Consider the following 22,855-nt stretch of genomic DNA (forward strand, 5'->3'; position numbering starts at 1 on the left):
CGTTCTTCAGGCGGGCCGCAGCGGGAAGTCGGCGGGGCCGGCTTCCCGCTGCCCCGGGCGGGGGTGTTCAGGCGGGTTGGGGGGCGGTGGGCAGGTGCCGGTCGGCGAAGGTGAGGGCCGCGTGGTGGTAGGCGGGGGCGGTGCGGGCCAGGGAGAGGTTGTGGCCGGCGTGCGGGTGGTGGTGGACGGTGGCGGAGGGGAAGGCGGCGGCCAGGGTCCGGTCGTCGCCGAGCTGCCACCAGGCCTCGTGGTCGGCGAAGGTCAGCCGCACGGGGACGCGGATGCGGGCGGCGAGGCGGGTGAAGCGGGCGGGCCAGGTGGCCAGTTCGCGGTTCTCCAGGGCCGGCACGGGGGTGAGCAGGCGGCGGGCGGCGTGGAAGGTGCCCGGCGGGTAGAGGTGGAGGGGGCCCCAGGTGAGGCGGGCGGTGCCGGCGGCGAGGGTGTCGGGGCGGTCCCAGACGCCGGGGGCGTAGTGCTGGGCCAGGCCGGAGACGTCCACGCCCAGCAGCGGCGGCAGGTGGTCGGGCCAGTGGGCGGCCAGGTGCAGGGCGATCTTGCCGCCGAAGGAGTGGGCCAGCAGCAGGACGCCGTCGCCGACCGGGCGGGTGCGGGCGTAGTCGGCGAGGGCGGCGGCGAGCGCGGCGCCCTGGTCGGCGATCGGGGCGCCGGCGGGCAGTGCGGCGGCGCTGGCGCCGTGGCCGGGGCGGTCCACGGCCAGGACGGTGTGGCCGTGGCGGGCGCCGTGGGCGAGCAGGCTGGTGGCCGGGTCGGCGGGGCCGGCGAAGTAGGCGGCGCGCATGCCGCGCCCGTGCACGGCCAGGACCAGCGCGCGGGGTGCGCCGGCGGGTTCGGCGGCCAGGGCGGACAGCGGCAGGCCGTCGGCGTCGAGGGTGAGCGGGCGCACGCTCATCGGCCCGCCGCCGCGGTGCGGGCGGGGGCGGTGCGGGCGGCGTCGAGGGCGGCGAGCCAGCCGGGCAGGTCGGTGCTGTGCATCAGGGAGGTGCCGATCAGCAGGCCCGCGTAGCCGGCGTCCAGGAGGCGGGCGCCGTCGCGCGGGTCGGTGATGGCGCTGGCGCTGACGGGGGCGCGGGTGGCGGTGGCCTTGAGGGCGGGCAGCAGGAGCTCGCTGCGGGTGAGGTCGCCCGGGTCGCGTTCGCGGGTGCGGATGTCCTTGTTGTTGACGGCGATGACGCAGTCGCCGGCGTGGGGAAGGGCCGCGATCTCGGCTTCGCCGGTGACCTCGACGAAGGGGGTCAGGCCCTCGTCGAGGGCGGCGTTGACGAGTTTGTGGAGCTGGGCCTGGGAGAGCAGGGCCGCGGTGAGCAGCACGGCGCTGGCGCCCAGGCGCCGGGCGGTGGCGAGTTGGGCGGGGCGGGTGAGGAAGTCCTTCTGCAGGACGGGTAGTTCGGTGCGTTCGGTGACCTGGCGCAGCAGGTCGGGGGTGCCGCCGAACCAGCGGCCGGTGACGACGGACAGGCAGGGGGCGCCGGCCTGTTCGTAGCGGGTGACGAGGTCGTCGACGGTGCGGTGGGCGAGGAGGTCGCGGCCGTGGGGGTCGCGGAGTTTGATCTCCATGATCAGCGGGCGCCGGGCGGCGAGGAGGGCGTCGGTGAAGGTCATGCGTGGAGTTCCTCACGGTGCCAGGTGCGGGCGAGGGCGGTGACGGCGGCGGCGGTGAAGCGGCCGGTGGCGTCGCGGGCGGCGGTGTCGATGTCGGCGCCGCGGTAGAGGGGGTGGGCGGTGACGGCGCGGTAGGCGTGGTGGTTGTCGGGGGTGAGGCCGCCGGCCAGGAGGAAGGGGCGTTCCAGGCGGGGCAGCAGGGCCAGGACGTGGGCGGGGTCCAGGCGTTGGCCGGTGGAGCCGACGCGGCCGTCGGCGGTGGCGGTGTCGAGGAGGAACAGGTCGGTGCCGGCGCGCTGGTAGGCGCCGATGAGGGGGCGTTCCAGGCAGGTGGCGCCCTGGAGGTGGAGGACTTTGAGCAGGACGGCGTCGGGCAGGGCGGCGCGCAGGGCGCGGACCACGGCGGGGCTCTGGTAGGCGTGCAGCTGGATCCAGCGGATGCCGGTGGAGGCGGCGGCGGCGGCCAGGCGGGCGGGGTCGTCGAGGAAGGTGACGAGGGTGGGTTCGATGCCCTGGTCGCGGGCGGCGGCGGCCAGGTGGGCGAGTTGGGCGAGGGTGAGGTCGGCGGGGCCGCCGGGGATGCCGTACCACAGGCCTGCCAGGGTGGCGCCGTGGTCGGCGAGCAGGGCGACGTCGGCCCGGGTGCGGGCCCCGCACACCTTGAGGTGGCGGGGCCCGGCGGTGCCGGTGTGCGGGGCCGGGGGCGTGGTCGTGGTCATTTGCCCAGGCCCAGCATGGAGGCGATGCGGTTGTACTGGATCTCGTTGCTGCCGGAGTAGATGGTGCCGGCGACCGCGTTGCGGACGTCCTTCTCCAGGCCGTACTCGGACATGTAGCCGTGGCCGCCGAAGACCTGGACGGCGGCGAGGCTGGTGGCGAGGTTGCTCTCGCTGGTGAGGAGTTTGGAGATGGCCATGTCGACGGTGACGTTCTCGCCCGCCTCCAGACGCTGGGCGGTGTCGTAGAGCCACTTGCGGGCGGTCTCCAGGCGGATCTTGGTGTCGACGATCTTGTTGGCGACGGACTGGTAGGAGCCGATCGGCTTGCCGAAGGACATCCTGGTCTTGGCGTACTCGATGCAGCGGTCCAGGCGGTGCTGCATCTCGCCGACGTTGACGATGAAGGAGTAGAGGATCTCGCGTTTCATGACGTGGTCCAGGACCAGGAAGCCGCCGCCGACGCGGCCGATGACGCGGGTGGCGGGGACGCGGACCTCGTCGAGGTAGAGCTCGCTGAGGGGCGAGGTGCGCAGGCCCATCTTCTTCATCGGGCGCCCGACGGTGATGCCGGGGGTGTCGCGGTCCAGGAGGAAGGCGGTGACCCCGAGCGCGCCGCCCTGGGGGTGGGTGCGGGCGTAGACGACGACCACGTCGGCGACGGGCCCGTTGCTGACGAAGGTCTTGCTGCCCGTCAGGACGAAGCCGTCGCCGTCGCGTTCGGCGCGGGTGCGCATCTGCATGGCGTCGGAGCCGCCCTCGGCCTCGGTGATGGCGTGGGCGCCGATCGCCTCGCCGGAGGCGATGCGCGGCAGGTAGGCCTCCTTGAGGGCGGTGGAGCCGAAGGCCTGCAGGGGGACGCCGGTGGAGGCGAGGCTGGTGGTGACGGAGAAGTTGAGGCCTCCGTCGCGGCAGCCCTCCCCCAGGCCCTCCAGGACGTACATGGTGGTCAGCAGCGACTGGCCGAGTCCTCCGTACTGCTCGTCGAAGGGCAGGGAGAGGATGCCGGTCTTCTGGATCATGCGCCACTTGTCGAAGGAGAAGGTGCCCTCCTCGTCCTGGTCGATGTGGCCGGCGCTCAGGTCGTCGCTCCACCGGGCCAGGCCCTCGCGCAGGGCCGCCTGGTCGGCGTTCCAGCGGATCACGGGACTACCGCCTTCCTCCGGGCCCGGTGGGGCCCGGGGTACGGGGACCGGCTCTAGTAGGCGGAGGAGGAGTGGGCGTCGAGCTGGTGGACCTCGTCGCCCTGCAGGGCGGGGGCGAAGACGCACACCAGGCGCAGGTCCTCGTGGGGGGAGGCGACCAGGTAGTGGGCGTCGTGCTGGTCGAGGGCGTACATGCGCCCGGGGGTGATGGGGTGGGCGTTGCCGTCCAGGTCGATGACCTCCCCGGAGCCCGCGATGCAGTAGCAGGCCTCCATGTGGTTGCGGTACTCCAGGCGGGACTTGGTGCCGGCCCGCACCAGGGTGTCGGTGAGGCTGTAGCCGAGGCCGTCGCCGGCCAGCAGGAAGCGCCGGGACAGGCCGTTGCCCCACTCGACGGTCTTCACGTCTTCGAGGTCGCGGATGAGCATGGTGGTCTGCCTTTCACTCGCAGGGTGCGGGGGGTGCTGAGGGTGGCGGGAGTGCCGGGTACTGCGGGCGGTGCGGGCACTGCGGGTACTGCGGGCGGTGCGGGTACTGCGGGTACTGCGGGCGGTGCGGGCGGTGCGGTGGTGCGGTTCCGGTCCGCGGGGGGCCGGAGGTCTCAGGGGGTGCGCAGGGTGCGCACGAAGGCCCGCAGGTCGGCGACGGTGTCGCGGCGCTGCTCCAGGGCCTGCTCGACGCGGGCGACGGCCGCGGAGCCGACGATGGCGGCGTGGGCGCCGGTGCGGGCGACGGCGGCGACGTCGGCGCCGTCGCGGACCCCGAAGCCGACCGCGACCGGCGCGCCGGTGCGCGCGCGCAGGGCGGCGACGGTGTCGGACAGGGCGCCGTGGCCGGCGGCCGGGGCGGTGCCGGAGCGGCCGTAGTGGGCGACCAGGTAGACGTAGGCGCCGGCGTGCTCGGCGGCGTCGGCGACCACGTGGTCGGCGGAGCCGTGGTAGCAGGTGGTGACCTGGGGCAGGCCGGCGGCGCGGGCGGCCTCGCGGTAGGCGGGGCGCAGCCGGGGCGGCAGGGCGTGGACGAGCAGGGCGTCGGCGCCGGATTGGGCGATGGCGGTGGTGGCGGCGGCGGGGTCGTGGTGCTTGAGGCTGTGGCTCCAGTCGGCGAGCAGGGCGATGCGCAGGTGGCGCAGGTGCGGGCGCAGGTCGGCGAGGTGGGCCAGGACGGTGTCGAGGGTGGTGGCGTGGGCGAGGGCGCGGGCGGCGGAGCGGCGGATGACGGGGCCGTCGGTGGCGGAGTTGGGGAAGGGGACGGCGAGTTCGAGGACGTCGAGGCGTTCCTCGTCGAGCATCAGGATGAGGTCGGTGAGGGCGGGGGCGGGCGGGTCGCCGGCGTTGAGGAACAGGGCGAGGCCGGGTTGTCCGTCGGGGCGGGGCGGGAAGAAGGCGCGGGCGGGCGCGGTGGTGGTGGCGGGTGTGGTGGTGGTGTCAGGCATGGGTGGCCGCCGGGGTGCGGGAGAGGCGTTCGGCCAGGGCGCGGGGGGCGCCGTCGGCGAGGGCGTCGAGGGCGGCGCGGTAGGCGGTGGGCCAGTGGGGGGTGTGGCCGCAGGCGACGGCGAGGGCGGCGGCGTTGAGGGCGATGGTGCGGGTGGCGGTGGGGTGGGCGCGGTGGGTGAGGGTGTCGAGGAAGTGGGTGGTGAGGTGCTCGGGGGCGGGGGCGAGGTCGGCGAGGGTGCCGGCGGCGTCGTCCAGGGCGTGGGCGGGCAGGTGGAGGGTGGTGTGGGGGGCGCCGGGGGTGTGGGTGTGCAGGGTGTTGTCGGCGAAGGGCAGGAGTTCGTCGGCGCCGGCGGTGTTGGCGGCCAGCCACAGGGTGCGGTCGGTGGTGTGGCGGGCCAGGGCGCGCAGGGTCTCCAGGGGTGCGGTGTGGGAGACGCCGGTGAGTTGGGCGCTGACGGGGACGGCGGCGAGGAAGGGGCCCAGGGCGTTGAGGAAGCGGCCGAAGGGCTTGAGGGGCAGGGGGTGGAGCAGGCGGGCCAGGCGGGTGAGGGGGGCGGGGTAGACGTGGGGGCCGGCGAAGGCGATGTGGTGGCGTTCGAGGTGGTCGGCGGTGTGGCGGTGGGAGGTGGTGAGGGGGATGCGCAGGCGGTCCAGCAGGTCGATGGAGCCGGCGGCGCTGGTGTAGGCGCGGGAGCCGGTTTTGACGACCCGTACGCCCAGGGTGGCGGCGGTGAGGGCGGCGGCGGTGGAGATGTTGAAGGTGGCGGGGCCGCCGCCGGTGCCGACGACGTTGACGGCGTGGGGGTGGGCGGGGCCGGGGCGGGGGGCGCGTTCGGTCAGGGAGGTGGTCAGGGCGTGCAGGGTGTCCGGGTCGGGCAGGCGGGTGGTGAGGGAGGCCAGCAGGGCCGCCGCCTGGGCCCGGTCGCTGTCGCGGCCTGGGCCCGGGCGGCGTGCGTCCAGCTGGTCCCACCACGAGCGCCAGGTGTCGGCGTCGACCGGTTCGTGGCGCAGGAGTGTGGTGAGGGCCGGGTGCATGGGGATCAGCCCGCGACCGGGGCGGGGGTGCGGCGCTGGGTGATGAAGGCGTCGATGGCGGCGACGGAGCGGAAGTTGTTGGGGTCGAGGTCGGTGTCGTCGACGGGCAGCTCGAAGCGGTCCTCGACCCAGGCGATGAGCTTGAGGACGCCGAGGCTGTCGATGACGCCGTCGGAGAGCAGGTCGTGGTCGTCGGCGAGCTGGTCGGCGCTGACGTCGGGCAGGAACTCCTCGATGAGGAAGCGCTTGATGGTGGCGGTGTTGCTCATGGTGTCCGGTTCTCCTCGGCTGGTGGGGCGGGTGGGACGGCGCGGACCGGGCGGTCCGGGCGCGGTGCGGTGCGGGGTGGTGCGGTGCGGGGTGGTCAGGCGGGGGCGGGGTCGACGGCCTTGCGGTCGACCTTGCCGGTGGGGGTCCTGGGCAGCGGGGTGTCGGTGATGGTCAGCTGGGCGGGGACGGCGGCGCGCGGCAGGCGCCGGGCCAGGTGTTCGCGCAGGACCAGGCTGTTGAGGGTGCTGCCGGGGGTGCGGTGGACGGCGGCGAGCAGGCGTTTGCCGGTGAGCGGGTCGGGGCGGGCGGCGACGGCGGCCTCGCGGACCTCGGGGTGTTCCAGCAGGACGCGTTCGATCTCGGCGGTGTTGACGGCGACGCCGCGGACCTTGACCTGGTGGTCGCTGCGGCCGGTGAGCAGCAGGCGGCCGGCCTCGTCGCGGGTGACGAGGTCGCCGGTGCGAAACCAGCGGCGTCCTTCGCCGGCGCCGGGCGGGTGGGTGGTGAAGCGGCCGGCGTCGCGGGCGCGGTCGAGGTAGCCGGCGGCCTGGAAGGGGGTGGAGACGTAGAGTTCGCCGCTGCCGGGGCCCTCCAGGGGCCGGCCCTGGTCGTCGACGAGCAGGGTGTGGACGCCGGGCAGGGGGCGGCCGATGGGCACGGGCAGGGCGGCGGTGGCGTCCAGGGTGTCCAGGGGGTGCAGGAAGCTGTCGTTGGTCTCGGTGCAGCCGTAGATGTTGTAGAGGCGGGCTGCGGGGAGCAGGGCGGGCAGCGCGGCGAGGGTGCGCCGGTCGATGGCGTCGCCGGTGAAGGCGGCGTGTTCGACGCTGTCGAGGACGGCGGCGGTGGGGCGGGCGGCCTCGGCGAGCAGGGCGTAGAACATGGGGACGGCCTGGACGACGTGGGGGCGGTGGTTGTGGAGCAGGGCGAGCAGGTGGCGGCCGTTGGCGGCGTGGTCGGGGTCGACGAGGACGACGTGGCCGCCGTGGGCGAGGGTGGCCCACACGTCGAGCAGGCACAGGTCGAAGTTGAGGGGGGCGTAGTTGAGGACGGTGCGCCCCGGTCCCAGGTCGAAGGTGTCGTGGGCCCAGGCGGTGAAGCGGTCGATGCCGCTCTGGGCGAGGGGGACGGTCTTGGGCAGGTCGGTGGAGCCGGAGGTGGTGAGCAGGAAGGAGGTGCCGGCGGCGAGGGTGGGGGCGGGTCGGGCGCCGGCGGGGGCCTCGGGCTGCGGCTGGTCGCGGGGGGCGAGGACGTGGCGGGCGCCGGCCTGTTCGAAGAGGGCGGTGAGCAGGGCGGGGGCCAGGGCCGGGGAGGGCAGCAGGAAGGGGCGGCGCTCCAGCAGGCAGGCCAGGACGAGGGCGACGGCGCCGGGGGACTTGGGGGCGAGGACGCCCAGCGGTTCGCCGGGGGCGAGGTCGAGGGTATGGAGGCGGGCGCGTTCGCTCTCGGCTGCGGCGGCCAGTTCGCGGTAGGTGGTGGTGTGGCCGTGCCAGGACAGGGCGGGGGCGTCGGGCTGCTGGCGGGCCTGGGCGGTGAAGGCGTCCGGGAGGGCGAGGGGCGGCGGTGTGGTGGTCATCGGGCGTCCTTGCGGGGCGGGGTGAGGGTGGCCCAGCCGGCCTTGACGGCGGCGCCGGTGTCGGTGGTGAGGGTGAAGCGCACGACGGCGGCGTCGTCGTGGGGGTGCAGGCGCAGCTGCAGGGCGGTGCCCGGGGTGACGGGGGCGGCGAAGCGGGCGCCGAGGCCGCTGATGCGGGTGGCGTCGCCGTCGGCGTAGCGGTCGGCGATCTCCTCGGCCGCGAGGGCGAGCAGGCTCATGCCGTGGGCGATGGCGGCGGGGAATCCGGCGGCGCGGGCGGCCTGGTCGTCGAGGTGGATGGGGTTGAGGTCGCCGGAGGCGTGGGCGTAGCGGTGGACGGCGGCGGTGTCGAGGGTGCGCCCGGTGGTGGCGGGTTCGCCGGGGGTGGTGCCGGGGACGGGGGCGGGCGGGATGTCGCCGAAGGGTTCGATGGTGCGGGCGCCCAGCAGCAGGGCGGAGGTGAGGAGTTCGGCGAAGACGGTGTCGTCGGCGCTGAGGCGGGTGCGCAGGGCCAGGCGGGTGCCGCGGGCCTCGCGGCGGGCGCCGAGGACGGTGAGGTGGGCGGTGACGTGTTCGCCGGCCCGGACGGGGCGGGTGGTGCGGATCTCCTGGCCGAGGTGGACGACGGCGACGGGGGTGCTCTCGTGGGCGGTGAGGGCGGTGACGGTGTGTTCGGCGAGGGTGTGGGCGAGGACGAAGGGGTGGACCGGTGAGGGGGCGTCGTCGCGGGCGGGGGGCAGGCCGGTGCGGGCGCAGGCGCGGTACTCGGCGATTTCGCCGGCCGTGGCGGTGCGCCGGGCGGTGCGCGGCCCGGTGTCCGGGGCTGGCGCGGTGGCCGCCGCGGTGGCCGGGGCCGGGGCGGGCTGGGTGTGCGGGGTCGTCGTCGTGGTCATGCTGGGGTCACCACCAGGGAGGAGTTGTGGCCGCCGAAGCCGAAGGAGTTGGACAGGGCCGCGCCGGTGGGCACGGGGCGCGGGGCGCGGTGGACGACGTCGATGTCCAGGCCCGGCTCGGTGTGCTCGTGGTTGGCGGTCGGGGGGACTTCGCCGTGGCGCATGGCCTGGACGGCGGCGATGAGTTCGACGGCGCCGGCGGCGCCGATCAGGTGGCCGGTGACGCCCTTGGTGGAGGTGACCGGGACCCGGTGGGGGCCGAAGACGGTGCGCAGGGCGGCCGCTTCGGCGCGGTCGTTGTGGACGGTGGAGGTGCCGTGGGCGTTGACGTGGGCGATGTCGCCGGGGGTCAGGCCCGCGTCGGCGATCGCGGCGCGCATGGCGTCGGCGGCCCCCGAGCCGTCGGGGCGGGGCATCGACAGGTGGTGGGCGTCGGCGGTGGCCGCGTAGCCGGCGAGCAGGGCGTAGGGGCGGGCGCGGCGGGCGCGGGCGTCCTCCAGGCGTTCCAGGACGAGGAAGCCGGCGCCCTCGCCCATCACGAAGCCGTCGCGGTCGGTGTCGAAGGGGCGGCTGGCGCGGGCGGGGTCGTCGTTGCGCAGGGAGACGGCGTTGAGGTTGCCGAACCCGGCGAGGGTGACGGGGGTGAGGGTGGCCTCGCAGCCGCCGGCCAGGACGACGTCGGCGCGGTGGGTCTGCAGGAGCAGCAGGGCGTGGCCGATGGCGTCGGCGCTGCTGGCGCAGGTGGTGGCGATGGTCAGGGCGGGGCCGTGCCAGTCCAGGCGCATGGCGATCTGGGCGGCGGCGGCGTTGGGCATGGTGACCAGCGGCATCAGGGGGTTGACCTTGGCGGGGCCGTGGCTGGTGTAGTGGGCGGACTCGCGGTCGCTGGTGGTGCGTCCGCCGACCGCGTTGCCGACGATGATGGCGGTGCGCCCGGGCGGGGCCTGGGGGTGGCCGGCGTCGCGGTGGGCGGCGAGGGCGGCGAGGGTGCCGTAGTGGGCGAAGGGGTCCAGGCGGCGGGCGTCCTTGGCGGGCAGCCGCTCGGCCTCGGCGAGGGCGGCCTGGTCCAGGCCGCGCACGCGGCAGCCGATGCGCACGCGGTGGCGTTCGAGGTCGAGGTGGTCGAGGGCGGCGGCGGTGGAGGTGCCGGCGCGCAGGGCGCTCCAGAAGTCGCCGGGGGTGGATCCGGCGGGGCTGACCACGCCGAGGCCGGTGATGGCGATCTCGGGCCTGGCTGGGCGGGGTGCCATGGGTGTCTCCCTTCCGGCGCGCGGGTGGTGGCGGCCGATCGGATCGAGCCGGGCGGAGCGGGCCGGGGCCACCGGGGCCGGGCCTGCGCGGGTCGCGGGCGGTGGCGGCGGGGCCGGGCCGCGGTGGCGGGCGGCGGGTCAGATCAGGCCGGTCTGGCGGGCGGCGGTGAGGAACGCCTCGGCGGCGAAGTCGATGTCGGCGGGGGTGTGGCGGGCGGTGACGGCGATGCGCAGCCGGGCGAGGTCGTTGGGCACGGCGGGGGTGACGACGGGCAGGCCGATGACGCCGGCCTTGCGGCAGGCGGTGGCGTAGTCGTAGGCGGCGTCGTCGGAGCCGGCGATGACGGGGATGACGGCGGTCTCGCTGGCCATGGTGCGGATGCCGGCCTGGTTGAGGGCGGTGCGCAGGCGCTGGGCCTGGGTCTGGATGTGGGTGACGCGCTCGGGTTCGCGGCGCAGGACGCGCAGGGACTCCAGTGCGGCGGCGGCCTGGGCGGGGGCGAGGGCGGCGGAGAAGAGGAAGGGGCGGGCGGCGTACTTGAGGTGGCCGATGAGGTCGGCGCTGCCGGCGATCCAGCCGCCCATGGAGGGGATGGCCTTGGAGAGGGTGCCGAGTTTGATGTCGACGCGGTGGCGGTGGCCGAAGTGCTCCTCGATGCCGCCGCCGGCCTCGCCGATGACGCCCAGGGCGTGGGCCTCGTCGACCATCAGGAGGGCGTTGTGGGCGTCGCAGACGGCGCGCAGCTCGGGCAGGGGGGCGATGTCGCCGTCCATGGAGTAGACGCTGTCGACGACGACCAGGCGCACGCCGCGCGGGTCGGCGGCCTTGAGGCGGCGTTCCAGGTGCTCGACGTCGTTGTGGCGGAAGCGGGTGACGGTGGCGCCGCTGAGGCGGCAGCCGTCGACGATGCTGGCGTGGTCGTACTTGTCGATCAGGACGGTGTCGCCGGGGCCGACGATGCCGCCGATGGTGCCGACGTTGGCGGCGTAGCCGGAGCCGAAGACCAGGGCCTGCTCGCGGCGGGCGAAGCTGGCGACCTCGGCTTCGAGCTCCTCGTGCAGGGGGATGGTGCCGGCCAGGGCGCGCACGCCGTGGTTGCCGGTGCCGTAGAGGTCGACGGCGGCCTTGGCGGCGGCGACGACGCGTTCGTCGCCGGCCAGGCCGAGGTAGCTGTAGCCGGACATCATCAGCAGGCGCTCGCCGTCGAGGTCGGCGTAGGCGCTGTCGCGTTCGACGGTGTAGGCGACGAAGCTGTTGCGGCGGGAGGGGTCGGACTCCAGTGCGCTCACACGGTTGCGGGTGGCGGCCAGTTTCGGCTCGAGTCGGTCCCATCCTCCGGTTGCGTTCACGTGCCTTCTCCTCATCGACGTCGCGGCGCGGCGGAATTGTCTTCGGCGGTGGTGCGGGGTGTTCCGGGGGCGGTGCTTTTGTCCGGCGGGCGGCGCCCGGGGTGTTTCACCGGGCGGTGCCGGTGCGTTTCGGGTGCCGGGGTGTTGCGGGTGCCGGGGTGTTTCGGCGGTTTCTTCTTGAGGCCTTCACCGGGGTCGCTCAAGGATGGCTACATTTCTACGGCAGGGCGCGCAAGGCGTGCGCAATACCGCCCTGGTGGGGCTCTGACGTGCGGAAACCGGACGGGTACGACACATCGCGGGGCCGGTTGGGAATGTTGGGCGCCCGGTGTTGACATCGCGCAAGCGGGCGAATGTATGGTCGAAATCCGTCGAAACCGAGCGGGTTTATCGACGTTTCCGGTCCAGGGTTTCCAGAGCTCTCAGTTGGGGGTTGGGGCACGTGAACGGTTTCCGGAGAGATGGCGTGGACGGCAGAGCGGGGGCGGTGTCGTGCTGATCAGGCTTGCGGGTCTCGTGACGATCGAGCACCCCGGGTGCGCTCCGCAGCACCTGTCGAGTGCGCAGGCGCAGGTGGCGTTCGCGCGCCTGGTGCTGGAGCGGGCCGCGGGCACCAGCCGCGACCACCTCGCGGACACGGTGTGGCCGGACGGCCTGCCCGACACGTGGGCGTCGGCGCTGCGCAGTGTGGTGTCGCGGGTGCGGGCGTTCGTGGCCGCGCCGGGGCAGGCGCCGGGGGTCACCCCGCTGATCGCGCAGGGCGGCCGGTACGTGCTGCGGCTGCCCGAGGACGCGGCGGTGGACCTGGAGGCCGCGGAGTCGGCGGTCGGGGAGGCCGGCGAGGCGCTGGGCGCGGGCGCGTTCGCGGTGGCGCAGCAGCTGGCGTCGGGGGCGATCGCGAATCTGCGCGGTTCGTTCCTGCCCGATCACGAGGGCGAGTGGGTGAACGGGGTGCGCGAGCACGTGGACGAGTTGCGGATGTCGGCGCTGGAGACGGCGAGCCTGTCGGCGTCGGCGCTGGGCGAGGAGCACCACGCGCTGCGCTTCGCGGACGAGGCGGTGCGCCGGGCGCCGTTCCGGGAGAGCGCCTACCGGTGCCGGATGGCGGCGCTGGCGGCGGCCGGGAACCGGGCGGAGGCGCTGCGCTGCTACCAGCAGTTGCGGCGGGTGCTGGTGGAGGAGCTGGGGATCGATCCGGCGCCCGAGACGCAGGAGCTGTATCTGGGGCTGCTGCGCACGCCGGCGCCGGTGGCGGAGGCGCCGGCGGCGGTGCGGGCGGTGGATCCGGTGCTGATGGGGATCTTCGAGCCGCTGGTGACGCGTCCGGCGCCGGCGCCCGCTCCGGGGCGGGTGGGCCGGGCGGCCTGAGGGCCTGCGCGCCCTGACGGTCCGACAGCGGCCGGGCGTCCGGGTCCCCTTGGGTGGGGGTCCGGGCGCCCGGCCGTTGTTGCGGACCTGTTGCGGGCCGCCCGGGGCGGCGGCACGAAGGGGCGTTGCCGTAGTAGCGTCGTCGCCCGGCAGGGCGGTGCGGGTCGTCGGGAGAGGGGTGGTGGGGCGTGGTGCGGGCCCGGGGCGGTGTGCGGGTGCTGGCGCATCCGGGGGTGGAGCAGGTGGGGGTGCAGCAGGTGCTGGAGGCGCTGGCGGACCCGGCGCGGCGCTCGGTGGTGCGCCGGCTGGCGCATGCCGGGTGCGATCTGAGCTGCGGGTCGTTCGACCTGCCGGTGTCGCGTTCGACGTCGACGCACCATTTCAACGTGCTGCGCGAGGCGGGGCTGGTGCGCCAGTACTACGTGGGGACGATGAAGATGAACGCGTTGCGCTCCGAGGAGTTGGAGGGGCGCTTTCCGGGCCTGCTGGCGGCGGTGGTCGCGGCGGCGGACGCCGAGGCCGGGCGGCAGGCGCCCGCGCCGGGCGGGCCGGGCGCGGGGGCCTGACGGGGGGTCCGGCAAGGCCCGGCGGGGGGGGTCTGGCGGGGGGCGGTTGCGGCGGGGTCAGTGCCGGACGGTGACGACGATCTTGCCGACCTGGGCGTTGGACTCCAGGTAGCGGTGGGCGTCGGCGATGTCGTCGAGGCCGTCGAAGACCCTGTCGACCAGCGGGGCCAGGGTGCCCGCGTCCAGGCCCGCGGTGATGAACGCGACGGCGCGGCGCAGCCGTTCGGGGTCGGTGGCGACCTCGAAGACGGTGTAGAAGCGGCTGGTGATCGGGGCGAAGGTGTCGGCGCCGGGCAGCGGGGTGGGGCGGGGGTCCAGGCGTCCGTAGACGATGAGGGCGCCGCCGGGGGCCAGGGCGCGGGCGAGGTCCTCGACGCCCGGTCCGCTGACGGGGTCGAAGGCGGTGCGGGCGCCGCGTCCGGCGGTGATGGCGGCGACCTCGGCGGGCAGGTCCTGTTCGCCGGTGACGATGACGTGGGCGGCGCCGGCGTCCAGGAGCTGTTGGCGCTTGGCGCGGGTGCGGGTGGTGGCGATGGGGACGGCGCCCAGGTGGCGGGCGGTGCGGATGGCGGCGAGGCCGACGCTGGAGGAGGCGGCGGTGATCAGGGCGTGGTCGCCGGGGCGCAGGTGCCCGTCGGCGGCCAGGGCGCCGTAGGCGGTGAGGTAGGGCATCCACAGGGCGGCGGCCTGGACCGGGTCCAGGCCGCGGGGGCGGTGGACGGTGGCGGCGGCGGGGACGAGCACGAGGTCGCCGTAGGTGGGGTAGTCGTTCTGGGAGAAGACCGGCAGGACGTCGACCCGCTCGCCCGGGGCGAAGCCCTCGACGCCCGGGCCGAGCGCGTCGACGGTGCCGACGGCCTCGCAGCCCAGGCCCGAGGGCAGTCGGGGGCTGGTGAGGTAGGCGCCGGTGCGGAAGAGCACCTCGGCGCGGTTGAGGCCGATCGCCTCGACCCTGATCCGCAGCTCCCCCGGGCCGGGGGCGGGGGTCTCGACGTCGCGGACGGTGAGGACCTCCGGTCCGCCGGTGCGCTCGAACAGTACGGCCCTGGCCATGGTGGCGCTCCCCTGGTGTGTCGCGTGCCGGCCGTGTCGCGCGCCGGTCGGGAACCCACCAAACCCCTTGTTCCGAGAACTGTCAAACTTCGATGGTTCTCGGAACAAGGTGCGGGGCCCGGGTGTTGACGCACCGTCACGGACGGGGTGGGGCTGCTACCAGGTGGCGCCGCCGGGCTGGCGGGTGGTGGCGTTGATGCGGTTGAAGAAGTTGGTCAGGCTGATCCACAGCACCAGGCTCGCGAGCTGCTTCTCGTCGTAGTGCGCGGCGGCGGCGTCCCACACCTCGTCGGGCACCACGGCCCGGTCCGCCAGGCGGGTGACGTGCTCGGCGAGTTCGAGCGCGGCGCGCTCGGCGTCGGTGAAGTAGGGGGCCTCGCGCCAGGCGGCGACCGCGTGCAGCCGCTCGTCGCTCTCGCCGTTCTTCTTCGCGCTGGCCACCCCGCCGATCACGCAGTAGCTGCAGCCGTTGACCTGGCTGGCGCGCAGGTGCACCAGCTCCAGGGTCGACTCCGCCACCCCGCCCTTGCGGGCGGCCTTCGCCACGGCGAGGATCGCCGGCATCGCCTCGGGGATGACGACGGCGGGGTTGGCCATACGGGCGTCGGTGTTCATGGTCTCGCTCCCTGGTTCGCGTTCGTGCTGTCCCCTCTTTGACGGAACGCGGCGCGCGAGTGTGACAGGGGGCGCGGAAAAGTTTTCCGGCCCCCTCCCCCGGCCTGGCCCCCTCCCCCGGTCCGGCCCCCTCGCCAGGCGCCCGGACCGGGGGTTCGCGTCGCCGGGGAGGGTTCGGTGCCGGTTCGGGATACGGGTGTTGGCGGGGTGCCCGAGGAGGCAGAGCTGGACGGCTGTGGGCTGGTCTTCGAGTACCTTCGGCCGGCAGCCCTGAACCGTGCGAGCTCGCTGGATATGATCACCGCCATCGCGGCGGAGATGTGAGTACGAGGACAGAGAGAGGTGTGACCGCAATGACCGTACCGGGTATCGCTGTTCGGGATTGGTACAAGAGCAGCTACAGCGCTCAGGCGAACGACTGCGTGGAGACTTGCCGTCTGGCGTCACGTGGGATGGCTGTTAGGGATTCCAAGGACCCGGATGGGCCCGCGCTGCTGTTCGCCGCTGAGGCGTGGTCCTCGTTCCTCGCAGGGGTCAGGTCCGGCGACCTCCCGGCCTCCTGAACCAACACGGAGGCACCCCGCCCGGAGTTCGCGGCGACATAGTCGGCGAACTCCGTTCGGGGGCGGGGGCGTTCAGGGCCGGAGGGTGGTGATGGTGATCGGGTGGGCGGTCCAGCGGGTGAGCTCGCCGATGTAGAGGGTGGTGCTCCAGTGGCCGCCGCGGGCGAGGCAGCGGGCGACGCCCTCGCCGCCGGGGCCGATGCAGGAGCGGATGAAGTCGCGGTGGGCCTCGCGCACGGGCAGTTCGCGCACGTGCCCCCACAGGACGGGGAGCGCGTGGTCGAGGCCGGGGAAGAGGGCGGGCGCCATGATGCCCGCGATCCCGGCCCGGACGGTGGTCACGCGGCGGCCGCCTCGGGGGCGATGTGGCACCAGACGAACTTGCCGATGCCGCCCCGGCGCGGGCAGCAGCCCCAGCTCTGCGCCAACTCGTGGACGAGGAGCAGCCCCCGGCCGGCCTCGTCGCACTCCAGGGCGTCGCGCAGTGCCGGCCGCTCGCTGTCGGCGTCGTGCACCTCGATGCGCAGGTGGTCGCGGGCGAGCCCGAAGCGGATCTGGATGAGGCGCCCCCGGGCCGTCCGGGCGTGCTGGACGGCGTTGGTGACCAGCTCGGAGAGCAGCAACTCGCCGGTGGGGAGCAGGTTTTCGCCGTCCGGGTGGCCGGCGAGGAAGCGGCGCAGCTCCCGGCGGGCGGCGTTCGGGGACTTCCGGTGCCGGGGAAGCCAGCAGGCATGCTCGGTGGGGGTGGTGGAGACGGTTTCAGGCATGGCGGGGCCACCTCTGGTTGATCAGGGTGAGAGCAGCTGAAGAAGGCATGGGAATGCCCGGGTGATGAGCCCGCCATGATCACTCTGTGTCGCACGGTGGACTACGCCAAGTAGCATGCTCCTGGAAGCTTCTACGGTGCAAGTCCCCACTTTGAAAGTGGTCAAGATTGTTGTCGGCGCCTGGGGAGGGCAGACTGACAGCTCACAGAAGTGGGGAGGTCGCAACGGTGCCGGTGAACAGGAATCCGACAGTTCGGCAGCGCCGACTGGCCCGAACGCTCAAGGAACTGCGGACGGAGGCGAACCTGACGATCGCCCAGTCGGCACGTCAACTCGTCTGCGCCGAGAGCAAGATCAGTCGGATCGAGGCTGCGCAGTCGGGTATTCGACTGGTGGATCTCCGGCTGCTGCTCGACCTGTACGGGGTGACGGGCGAGACGCGAAGTCGCTTGGAGGCCTTGTCGCGCGAAGGTCGTCAGCGTGGATGGTGGGACCGCTACTCGGACACGCTGTCGCCGCTCTATGCCGACTTCATCGCACTGGAGTCCGACGCGTCGGACATGTACAGCATCCAAACGCTGCTGGTGCCGGGATTGCTGCAGACGGAGGACTACACGCGCGTGGTGGTCCGTGCCCAGATAGAAGGCGCGACGTCGGAGCAGGTCGAACGGCTGACGAAGGTCCGTCAGGAGCGGCGCGCGGTGCTGACCCGGGATGCTCCGCTTCGCATGTGGGTCGTCCTCTCCGAGTCGGTGCTGAAGCATCGGATCGGCGGGCGGTTGGTCATGAGGGAACAGCTCGAATTCCTGGCGTCGAGTGCCGGGCAACCCAACATCAACATCCAGGTCTTGCCGGAGGAGTCGGATGTCCATGCCGCGCTCTTCGGGCCCGTCGCCATCCTGAGCTTTCCCGAGCCGACGGAAACGGACGTGGTCTATGTCGACAGCCTTCTCAGCACGCTCTACATCGAGGAGCCGGAGGAAGTGTTCAAGTACACCAACCTGTTCCGCCGCGCCCTGGCGGAGTCGCTGCCGCGTACCGAATCGCTCGCACTCATCGAGCGCCTGAAGGACAAGATCTAGAAATGGTGAGCATGTTCCTGCCGTCTGCCTCCGCCGCTGGACTTGAGTGGCGCAAGTCCCCTTACTCGGGTGCTCAGAGCGACTGTGTCGAGATGGCCGAGGTTGATTCTGTCGTGGCACTTGAGTGGCAAAAGAGCAGCTACAGCGCTCAGGCGAACGAGTGCGTAGAGACTGGCCGTCTGGCGTCACGCGGGATGGCTGTCCGGGACTCCAAGGACCCGGATGGGCCCGCGCTGCTGTTCGCCGCCGAGGCGTGGTCGTCGTTCCTCGCAGGGGTCAAGTCCGGCGACCTCCCGGCCTCCTGAACCAACACGGCCGCACCCCGCCCGGCGCTCGCGCCGACACTGTTGGCCAACTCCGCCTCGCCGCTCCACGCGGCGAGGCGCAGGACCTGCCGGACCGAGCCGGTGCCCATACCGGATTGATGGAATCGTTCGTGATGGAGGAATTGTCAAGACCTGTGGATGAGGGATGGCTTGCTGCCGGCAGGCGGGTGGGCTTGAGTCTCCGGTAGGGGGAGGTGCGAGGGTGAGGGCATGGACGGCGCGCTCTACTCGATCGGTGATCTGGCCCGACGGACCGGTCTGACGGTCAAGGCCATTCGGTTCTACTCCGACTGCGGGATCGTGCCGCCGACTGACCGTAGCCCGGCCGGTCACCGTCTTTACGACATCGACGCCGTCGCACGTTTGGACCTCGTGCGGACACTGCGCGGCCTGGGACTGGACCTCCCCACCATCCGGAAGGTCGTGGACCGCGAGATCTCGCTTCCCGAGGTCGCCGCGGCGCACGCCGAAGCACTGGCGGTGCAGATCCGGATGCTGCGCCTGCGGCGCGCGGTGCTGACGGCGGTGGCCAGGCGCGGGTCCACCCCCGAGGAGATGGATCTCATGCACAAGCTGGCCAAGCTCTCCGAGGACGAACGCCGACGTCTGGTCGACGATTTCCTCGACACCGCCTTCGGCGGCCTGGACACCTACCCCGAATTCGCGGGGATCACGCGCTCGATGACTCCCGAACTGCCCGACAACCCCGAGGTCGAGCAGGTCGAGGCGTGGATCGAGCTGGCCGAGCTGGCCCAGGACCCGGACTTCCGCGCCTGCATGCGGCGCATGGCCGAGCACTATGTGGCCGACCGCGCCCAGGGCGGCACCATACGCCTGCGCCGCGACCCCGCCGCAGCGGTCCTTGACCAGGTCGGCCCCGCCCTGGTGGCCGGCATCGCCCCGGGCTCACCCCGGGCCGAACGGGTCATCGCGGCGGTCATGGCCCAGTACGCGCACGCCTTGGGCCGCCCCGACGACGTCGACGTTCGGCGCCGATTGCTGACCCGGCTGGAGACCGCGAACGACTCGCGCAGGGAGCGGTACCTTCAGCTGCTCGCAGTGATCAACGGCTGGTCGGCGCAGGAAAGCCCGGCGCCGGCGTTCGACTGGTTCATCCAGGCCCTGGGTACCCGGATACCGGCGTAGCGGGTCGGTCGGGCGACGCGGCGTGGCCCGCCCGGCGTTCACGCCGGGCGGGCCCCAGGGCGGCGGTCAGGTCAGGGAGCGGACGGCGAGGGCCAGGCGGTGGGCGGCCTCGGCGAGGTCGCCGGGCTCGGCGGTGGCGGCGAAGGCCAGGCGCAGGTGGGCGGCGGGGGCCTCGGCGGGGAAGTAGCCGGTGCCGGCATCCACGCACACCCCGTGGGCGCGGGCGGCCTCGGCGAGAGCGGTGTCGGTCAGGGCGGGCGCCAGGCGCAGCCACAGGTGCAGGCCGCCGGCCGGGGGGTGGGCGGGGGCGAGGTCGGGCAGTTCGCGGGCCAGTGCCCCGCTCAGGGCGGTGCAGCGCTCGCGCAGTGCGGTGGCGAGTGCGCGCAGGTGGCGTTCCCAGGCGGGGGTGCTGAGGAGTTCGACGGCGGCCTCCTGCAGGGGGCGGGCGATGAAGAAGTCGTCGACGCGGCGCATGGCCTGCAGGCGGTGCATGACCGGGCCGCGGGCGATCAGGGCGCCGATGCGCAGGCTGGGCGAGGCGGGTTTGGTCAGCGAGGTCAGGTGGATGACGGTGCCGTCGCGGTCCTCGGCGGCCAGCGGGGGCGCCAGCGGGCGGCCGTGGCCGAGGTGGCGGGCGAAGTCGTCCTCGATGAGGAACGCCCCCGCGGCGCGGGCCACGTCGACGACCTGGCGCCGGCGCCCGGGGGCGAGGGCGGCGCCGGTGGGGTTGTGGACGGTGGGCTGGCAGTAGAGCAGCCGGGCTCCGGTCATGGCGAAGGCCTCGGCGAGCAGGTCGGGGCGCAGGCCCTCGGCGTCGACGGGGACGGGTACCGGGCGCAGGCCGGCGGCGCGGGCGGCGGCCAGGGCGCCGGGGTAGGTGGGCGATTCCACCAGGACCGGGGCGCCGGGTGCGGCGACGGCGCGGAAGAGCATCGACAGCGCGCCCTGGCCGCCGCCGGTGACCAGGACGTCCTCGGGGCCGGCGCCGGTGGCGCTCAGGCGGGCGAACAGGGCGCGCAGCGGGGCGAGTCCGGCGGCGGGGGCGCGGTGCCAGGCGTCGGGGCGGCGGGCGGCGCGGGCCAGTGCCGCGCCCAGTGCCCGGGTGGGTTGGAGGTTCTCGTGGAGGTAGCCGCCGCACAGGGCCAGTGCTCCGGCGGGGGGCGGGGCCGGGGGGGTGTCCTCCTGTGGCCAGGGCCCGCCCTGGCCGCGGGAGGGGTCGTGGGGGGAGGCGGACAGGGCCAGGGCCTGCCAGGAGGTGTCCGGTGCGCCGCGGCCGCGGTCCGGGCGGCGCGGGGCGGCGTAGGTGCCGCTGCCGGGGCGGGTCACCACCAGTCCCTCGGCGGCGAGTTGGGCGATCGCGCGGGAGACGGTGACCGGGCCGACGCCGTGCCGGGCGATCATGTCGCGGCTGCTGGGCAGCCGGTCGCCGGGGGCGAGTGCGGCGACCTCCGCGCGCAGGATCGCGACCAGGCTTTCAGTACTGCTACTGTCGGACATGAAGATACATGATAGCGCTTTCGCGTCGGTGCGGGAACCGCTCCTCGATGTCGGGGCCCTTCGCGCCGACACCCCCGGCTGCGCCTCGGTGGTCCACTTCAACAACGCGGGCTGCGGGCTGATGGCCCGTCCGGTGCTGCGGGCGGTCCTGGACCACCTGGAGCTGGAGGCCGCCGTCGGCGGCTACGAGGCCGCCGCCGCGCGCGCCGCGAACATCGCCGACTTCCACGCCTCGGTGGCCGAGCTGCTGGGCACCCGCCCCGCCAACATCGCCTTCGCCGCCAGCGCCACCCACGCCTACGCCAAGGCCCTGTCGGCGATCGACTTCCGGCCCGGCGACACCGTCCTGACCACCCGCAACGACTTCGTCTCCAACCAGATCGCCTTCCTCGCGCTGCGCCGGCGCCACGGGGTGCGCATCGTGCACGCCCCCGACCTGCCCGACGGGTCCGGCGTCGACGTGGCGGCGATGGCCGCGCTGATGCGCCGCTACCGCCCGCGCCTGGTCGCCGCCACCCACGTGCCCACCAACTCCGGCCTCGTCCAGCCGGTGGCCGAGATCGGCCGCCACTGCCGCGCGCTGGACCTGCTGTACCTGGTCGACGCCTGCCAGTCGGTGGGCCAGCTGCCCGTCGACGTCGAGGAGATCGGCTGCGACCTGCTCACCGCCACCTGCCGCAAGTTCCTGCGCGGGCCGCGCGGCTCGGGCTTCCTGTACGCCTCCGACCGCGTCCTCGCGGCGGGCTACGAGCCGCTGTTCATCGACATGCACGGCGCGCGCTGGACCGGGCCCGACACCTACCGCCCGCTGGAGGGCGCGGCCCGCTTCGAGGAGTGGGAGTTCCCCTACGCCACCGTGCTGGGCTGCGCGGCGGCCGTGCGCTACGCGCTGCGCCTGGGCGTGGAGCCGGTGGCCCGGCGCACCCCGGCGCTGGCGACGCTCCTGCGCACCCGGCTGGCCGAGGTGCCCGGGGTGCGGCTGCTGGACGGCGGTCCGGCGCCCGCCGCGCTGGTCACCCTCGCCGTCGAGCGGGCGCAGCCGCGGCCGTTCAAGGCCGCGCTGGACGCGCGCGGCATCAACTCCGCGCTCAGCTTCCGGGAGTTCGCGCAGTTCGACTTCGCCGACAAGGACGTCCAGTGGTGCCTGAGGCTGTCGCCGCACTACTACAACACCGAGGACGAGGTCGACACCGTCGCCGGCGCCGTCGCCGAACTCGCGGGCGCCGCCCGGTGACCCGCTCCCCCGCCGCCGCGGGCCCAACCGGCGGCGCCGCGGACCGGGCGCCGGCGCCGGAGCCGGGCCTGTGGCACAACCGCGACTTCCTGGTCTTCTGGCTCGGCGAGACGCTCTCCCTGCTCGGCTCCCAGGTCACCGCCCTGGCGCTGCCGCTGACCGCGATCCGCGCGTTCGGCGCCGACGACGAACAGGTCGGGCTGCTGCGCTTCCTGCAGCTCGCCCCCTACCTGCTGCTGGCCCTGCCGATCGGCGTCTGGAGCGACCGGATGCGCCGGCGCCCGCTGATGATCGGCGCCAACCTCGCCCGGCTGCTGCTGGTCTCCCTCGTGCCGGTGCTGTACTGGCTGCACGCCCTGGACCTGGGCCTGCTGCTGGTGATCGCCTGCGCCGTCGGCACCGCCTCGGTGGCCTACGACGTCAGCTGGATGTCCTACGTGCCGGTCCTGGTGCGCAGCCGGGTGCACTACGTGGAGGCCGGCGCCAAGATGAGCGCGAGCTCCTCGGGCGCCGACGTGGCCGGGCCGGGGCTGGCGGGCCTGCTGGTCTCGGCGCTCGGCGCGCCGGTGGCCCTGGTGGCGGACGCCTGCTCCTACGCGCTGTCGCTGCTGACGCTGCTGCTGATCCGCGCCCCGGAGCCGGCGCCCGCACCGGTCGCCCGGCGCCGCCTGGGGCGCGAGCTGCGCGAGGGGCTGGGCTGGGTGATGGGCGAGCGCGTGCTGCGGGCGCTGGCGCTGGTGGGGTTCTGCTGCAACTTCTCCATGGTCACCGTGTGGACGATGTTCCTGCTGCACGCCGCCAACGACCTGCACCTGTCCGCGGCGGCGCTGGGCGCGGTTTTGGCCACCGCCTCGCTGGGCGGGCTGGCGGGCGCGCTGCTCTCGCGCCGGATCATCGCGCGCTTCGCGCTGGGGCGGGTCTACGCCACCGCCCAGTCGGCCCTGCTGCTGGGACCGGTGCTGATCGCCGCGGCCGCCGGGCCCCGCCCGGTGGTGCTCGCGCTGTACGTGGTGTCCTTCTTCACCACCTACCTGGGCCTGGGGGTGGCCGGGGTCGTCATCGTGAGCCTGCGCCAGAGCCTGACCCCGCAGGCGATGATGGGGCGGATGACGGCGGCGTTCCGCACCCTGCTGTTCGGCGGCGGCGCGCTGGGCGGGCTGTGCGCGGGGCTGCTCGCCGGGCGCATCGGCGCCGCCCACGCGCTGGTGGTGGCCGCCGTGGCCTCGGCCGCGGTCGTGCCCGCCCTGATCGCCTCCCCCGTCAGCCGCCTGAAGGCCCTGCCCGAGGCCGTCGACGGCCCTTCGTGAGCCCCCGGGGCGCCCGCGGCCCGCACCGGGGCGCGGGCGCAGC

At 74.3% G+C, this 22,855-nt stretch carries 25 protein-coding genes; 8 read left to right on the forward strand and 17 right to left on the reverse strand.

All coding sequences use genetic code 11. From position 1 onward, the window contains the following. Nucleotides 1-67: 67 nt before the first annotated feature. From ACIGZJ_RS31505 to ACIGZJ_RS31560, 12 genes are all read right to left on the reverse strand, one after another. Nucleotides 68-910 carry an alpha/beta hydrolase gene (locus ACIGZJ_RS31505; protein WP_396460484.1) on the reverse strand — a complete coding sequence of 281 codons (843 nt, stop codon included), beginning with the start codon at nt 908-910 and terminating at the stop codon, nt 68-70. Further along, nucleotides 907-1,620 (reverse strand): indole-3-glycerol-phosphate synthase, encoded by a 714-nt coding sequence (locus ACIGZJ_RS31510; protein ID WP_396460486.1) that lies wholly within the window; start codon nt 1,618-1,620, stop codon nt 907-909. Before ACIGZJ_RS31510 ends, ACIGZJ_RS31505 begins: the two co-directional genes overlap by 4 nt. Further along, a complete protein-coding gene (locus tag ACIGZJ_RS31515; RefSeq protein WP_396460487.1) occupies nt 1,617-2,339 on the reverse strand; it encodes an N-(5'-phosphoribosyl)anthranilate isomerase in 723 nt (240 codons plus the stop codon). The genes ACIGZJ_RS31510 and ACIGZJ_RS31515 overlap by 4 nt, the downstream gene beginning before the upstream one ends. After that, the gene (locus ACIGZJ_RS31520; protein ID WP_392934950.1) at nt 2,336-3,481 is read right to left on the reverse strand and encodes an acyl-CoA dehydrogenase family protein; all 1,146 of its coding nucleotides are present in this window, start codon (nt 3,479-3,481) and stop codon (nt 2,336-2,338) included. The genes ACIGZJ_RS31515 and ACIGZJ_RS31520 overlap by 4 nt, the downstream gene beginning before the upstream one ends. A 53-nt stretch (nt 3,482-3,534) precedes the next feature. After that, nucleotides 3,535-3,909, reverse strand: coding sequence for an ectoine synthase (locus tag ACIGZJ_RS31525; RefSeq protein WP_392934947.1), 375 nt, complete (start codon nt 3,907-3,909; stop codon nt 3,535-3,537). 173 nt (nt 3,910-4,082) lie between these two features. Next, on the reverse strand, nt 4,083-4,916 hold the full coding sequence (gene trpA, locus ACIGZJ_RS31530) for a tryptophan synthase subunit alpha (RefSeq protein WP_396460488.1): 834 nt from the start codon (nt 4,914-4,916) through the stop codon (nt 4,083-4,085). After that, on the reverse strand, nt 4,909-5,952 hold the full coding sequence (locus ACIGZJ_RS31535) for a hypothetical protein (protein WP_396460490.1): 1,044 nt from the start codon (nt 5,950-5,952) through the stop codon (nt 4,909-4,911). Before ACIGZJ_RS31535 ends, trpA begins: the two co-directional genes overlap by 8 nt. Nucleotides 5,953-5,957: 5 nt before the next feature. Then, the gene (locus ACIGZJ_RS31540; protein WP_387944146.1) at nt 5,958-6,221 is read right to left on the reverse strand and encodes an acyl carrier protein; all 264 of its coding nucleotides are present in this window, start codon (nt 6,219-6,221) and stop codon (nt 5,958-5,960) included. 95 nt (nt 6,222-6,316) lie between these two features. Then, on the reverse strand, nt 6,317-7,795 hold the full coding sequence (locus ACIGZJ_RS31545) for an AMP-binding protein (protein ID WP_396460492.1): 1,479 nt from the start codon (nt 7,793-7,795) through the stop codon (nt 6,317-6,319). Further along, nucleotides 7,792-8,688: a MaoC/PaaZ C-terminal domain-containing protein gene (locus ACIGZJ_RS31550; protein ID WP_396460494.1), complete on the reverse strand. Its 897-nt coding sequence runs from the start codon at nt 8,686-8,688 to the stop codon at nt 7,792-7,794. Before ACIGZJ_RS31550 ends, ACIGZJ_RS31545 begins: the two co-directional genes overlap by 4 nt. Continuing rightward, entirely contained in the window at nt 8,685-9,938 is a 1,254-nt protein-coding gene (locus ACIGZJ_RS31555; RefSeq protein ID WP_396460496.1) for a beta-ketoacyl-[acyl-carrier-protein] synthase family protein, read from the reverse strand. Before ACIGZJ_RS31555 ends, ACIGZJ_RS31550 begins: the two co-directional genes overlap by 4 nt. A 138-nt stretch (nt 9,939-10,076) precedes the next feature. Then, complete coding sequence (locus ACIGZJ_RS31560; RefSeq protein WP_396460497.1) at nt 10,077-11,288, reverse strand: aminotransferase class I/II-fold pyridoxal phosphate-dependent enzyme; 1,212 nt, start codon at nt 11,286-11,288, stop codon at nt 10,077-10,079. A gap of 516 nt (nt 11,289-11,804) precedes the next feature. Between ACIGZJ_RS31560 and ACIGZJ_RS31565 the strand changes: the two genes are divergently transcribed. Continuing rightward, on the forward strand, nt 11,805-12,656 hold the full coding sequence (locus ACIGZJ_RS31565) for a BTAD domain-containing putative transcriptional regulator (RefSeq protein WP_396460498.1): 852 nt from the start codon (nt 11,805-11,807) through the stop codon (nt 12,654-12,656). Between the two features lie 248 nt (nt 12,657-12,904). Then, on the forward strand, nt 12,905-13,222 hold the full coding sequence (locus ACIGZJ_RS31570) for an ArsR/SmtB family transcription factor (RefSeq protein WP_396460499.1): 318 nt from the start codon (nt 12,905-12,907) through the stop codon (nt 13,220-13,222). A 57-nt stretch (nt 13,223-13,279) separates the two neighbouring features. Here ACIGZJ_RS31570 and ACIGZJ_RS31575 read toward each other — a convergent pair whose 3' ends face one another. Together ACIGZJ_RS31575 and ACIGZJ_RS31580 are read right to left on the reverse strand one after the other, a co-directional pair. After that, the gene (locus tag ACIGZJ_RS31575; RefSeq protein WP_396460500.1) at nt 13,280-14,275 is read right to left on the reverse strand and encodes a zinc-dependent alcohol dehydrogenase family protein; all 996 of its coding nucleotides are present in this window, start codon (nt 14,273-14,275) and stop codon (nt 13,280-13,282) included. 156 nt (nt 14,276-14,431) lie between these two features. Then, a complete protein-coding gene (locus ACIGZJ_RS31580) occupies nt 14,432-14,890 on the reverse strand; it encodes a carboxymuconolactone decarboxylase family protein (protein WP_392934920.1) in 459 nt (152 codons plus the stop codon). A gap of 353 nt (nt 14,891-15,243) precedes the next feature. Between ACIGZJ_RS31580 and ACIGZJ_RS31585 the strand changes: the two genes are divergently transcribed. After that, on the forward strand, nt 15,244-15,453 hold the full coding sequence (locus ACIGZJ_RS31585) for a DUF397 domain-containing protein (RefSeq protein WP_396460525.1): 210 nt from the start codon (nt 15,244-15,246) through the stop codon (nt 15,451-15,453). 72 nt (nt 15,454-15,525) lie between these two features. On the opposite strand, the gene ACIGZJ_RS31590 is transcribed toward ACIGZJ_RS31585, so the two are convergent. Then, nucleotides 15,526-15,795: a hypothetical protein gene (locus ACIGZJ_RS31590; RefSeq protein WP_396460501.1), complete on the reverse strand. Its 270-nt coding sequence runs from the start codon at nt 15,793-15,795 to the stop codon at nt 15,526-15,528. After that, a complete protein-coding gene (locus ACIGZJ_RS31595) occupies nt 15,792-16,220 on the reverse strand; it encodes an ATP-binding protein (RefSeq protein ID WP_396460502.1) in 429 nt (142 codons plus the stop codon). The genes ACIGZJ_RS31590 and ACIGZJ_RS31595 overlap by 4 nt, the downstream gene beginning before the upstream one ends. Before the next feature lie 227 nt (nt 16,221-16,447). Here ACIGZJ_RS31595 and ACIGZJ_RS31600 point away from each other — a divergent pair, with 227 nt between their 5' ends. From ACIGZJ_RS31600 to ACIGZJ_RS31610, 3 genes are all read left to right on the forward strand, one after another. Then, a complete protein-coding gene (locus ACIGZJ_RS31600) occupies nt 16,448-17,302 on the forward strand; it encodes a helix-turn-helix domain-containing protein (RefSeq protein WP_396460503.1) in 855 nt (284 codons plus the stop codon). A gap of 92 nt (nt 17,303-17,394) precedes the next feature. Continuing rightward, complete coding sequence (locus tag ACIGZJ_RS31605) at nt 17,395-17,607, forward strand: DUF397 domain-containing protein (RefSeq protein WP_396460526.1); 213 nt, start codon at nt 17,395-17,397, stop codon at nt 17,605-17,607. 231 nt (nt 17,608-17,838) lie between these two features. Further along, nucleotides 17,839-18,774, forward strand: coding sequence for a MerR family transcriptional regulator (locus tag ACIGZJ_RS31610; protein WP_396460504.1), 936 nt, complete (start codon nt 17,839-17,841; stop codon nt 18,772-18,774). Between the two features lie 66 nt (nt 18,775-18,840). Here ACIGZJ_RS31610 and ACIGZJ_RS31615 read toward each other — a convergent pair whose 3' ends face one another. Further along, nucleotides 18,841-20,271, reverse strand: a complete 1,431-nt coding sequence (locus ACIGZJ_RS31615) for a PLP-dependent aminotransferase family protein (RefSeq protein WP_396460505.1) — start codon at nt 20,269-20,271, stop codon at nt 18,841-18,843. On the opposite strand from ACIGZJ_RS31615, the gene ACIGZJ_RS31620 reads away from it, so the two are divergent. Both ACIGZJ_RS31620 and ACIGZJ_RS31625 read left to right on the forward strand, forming a co-directional pair. Then, a complete protein-coding gene (locus ACIGZJ_RS31620) occupies nt 20,270-21,505 on the forward strand; it encodes an aminotransferase class V-fold PLP-dependent enzyme (RefSeq protein WP_396460506.1) in 1,236 nt (411 codons plus the stop codon). The two genes, ACIGZJ_RS31615 and ACIGZJ_RS31620, sit on opposite strands and share 2 nt — an antisense overlap. Further along, a complete protein-coding gene (locus ACIGZJ_RS31625; protein WP_396460507.1) occupies nt 21,502-22,812 on the forward strand; it encodes an MFS transporter in 1,311 nt (436 codons plus the stop codon). Before ACIGZJ_RS31620 ends, ACIGZJ_RS31625 begins: the two co-directional genes overlap by 4 nt. Nucleotides 22,813-22,855: the final 43 nt, after the last annotated feature.

The sequence above is a fragment of the Kitasatospora sp. NPDC052868 genome (assembly GCF_044547105.1).
Lineage (GTDB): Bacteria > Actinomycetota > Actinomycetes > Streptomycetales > Streptomycetaceae > Kitasatospora.

Bases quoted from the DNA above. Each gene is read 5' to 3' on its own strand.
- ACIGZJ_RS31540 (WP_387944146.1), bottom strand. From the start codon at position 6,221: ATGAGCAACACCGCCACCATCAAGCGCTTCCTCATCGAGGAGTTCCTG.
- ACIGZJ_RS31535 (WP_396460490.1), bottom strand. From the start codon at position 5,952: ATGCACCCGGCCCTCACCACACTCCTGCGCCACGAACCGGTCGACGCC.
- ACIGZJ_RS31510 (WP_396460486.1), bottom strand. From the start codon at position 1,620: ATGACCTTCACCGACGCCCTCCTCGCCGCCCGGCGCCCGCTGATCATG.
- ACIGZJ_RS31580 (WP_392934920.1), bottom strand. From the start codon at position 14,890: ATGAACACCGACGCCCGTATGGCCAACCCCGCCGTCGTCATCCCCGAG.
- ACIGZJ_RS31525 (WP_392934947.1), bottom strand. From the start codon at position 3,909: ATGCTCATCCGCGACCTCGAAGACGTGAAGACCGTCGAGTGGGGCAAC.
- ACIGZJ_RS31605 (WP_396460526.1), top strand. From the start codon at position 17,395: ATGGCCGAGGTTGATTCTGTCGTGGCACTTGAGTGGCAAAAGAGCAGC.
- ACIGZJ_RS31555 (WP_396460496.1), bottom strand. From the start codon at position 9,938: ATGGCACCCCGCCCAGCCAGGCCCGAGATCGCCATCACCGGCCTCGGC.
- ACIGZJ_RS31620 (WP_396460506.1), top strand. From the start codon at position 20,270: ATGAAGATACATGATAGCGCTTTCGCGTCGGTGCGGGAACCGCTCCTC.
- ACIGZJ_RS31595 (WP_396460502.1), bottom strand. From the start codon at position 16,220: ATGCCTGAAACCGTCTCCACCACCCCCACCGAGCATGCCTGCTGGCTT.
- ACIGZJ_RS31505 (WP_396460484.1), bottom strand. From the start codon at position 910: ATGAGCGTGCGCCCGCTCACCCTCGACGCCGACGGCCTGCCGCTGTCC.
- trpA (WP_396460488.1), bottom strand. From the start codon at position 4,916: ATGCCTGACACCACCACCACACCCGCCACCACCACCGCGCCCGCCCGC.
- ACIGZJ_RS31515 (WP_396460487.1), bottom strand. From the start codon at position 2,339: ATGACCACGACCACGCCCCCGGCCCCGCACACCGGCACCGCCGGGCCC.
- ACIGZJ_RS31610 (WP_396460504.1), top strand. From the start codon at position 17,839: ATGGACGGCGCGCTCTACTCGATCGGTGATCTGGCCCGACGGACCGGT.
- ACIGZJ_RS31615 (WP_396460505.1), bottom strand. From the start codon at position 20,271: ATGTCCGACAGTAGCAGTACTGAAAGCCTGGTCGCGATCCTGCGCGCG.
- ACIGZJ_RS31575 (WP_396460500.1), bottom strand. From the start codon at position 14,275: ATGGCCAGGGCCGTACTGTTCGAGCGCACCGGCGGACCGGAGGTCCTC.
- ACIGZJ_RS31550 (WP_396460494.1), bottom strand. From the start codon at position 8,688: ATGACCACGACGACGACCCCGCACACCCAGCCCGCCCCGGCCCCGGCC.
- ACIGZJ_RS31585 (WP_396460525.1), top strand. From the start codon at position 15,244: ATGACCGTACCGGGTATCGCTGTTCGGGATTGGTACAAGAGCAGCTAC.
- ACIGZJ_RS31545 (WP_396460492.1), bottom strand. From the start codon at position 7,795: ATGACCACCACACCGCCGCCCCTCGCCCTCCCGGACGCCTTCACCGCC.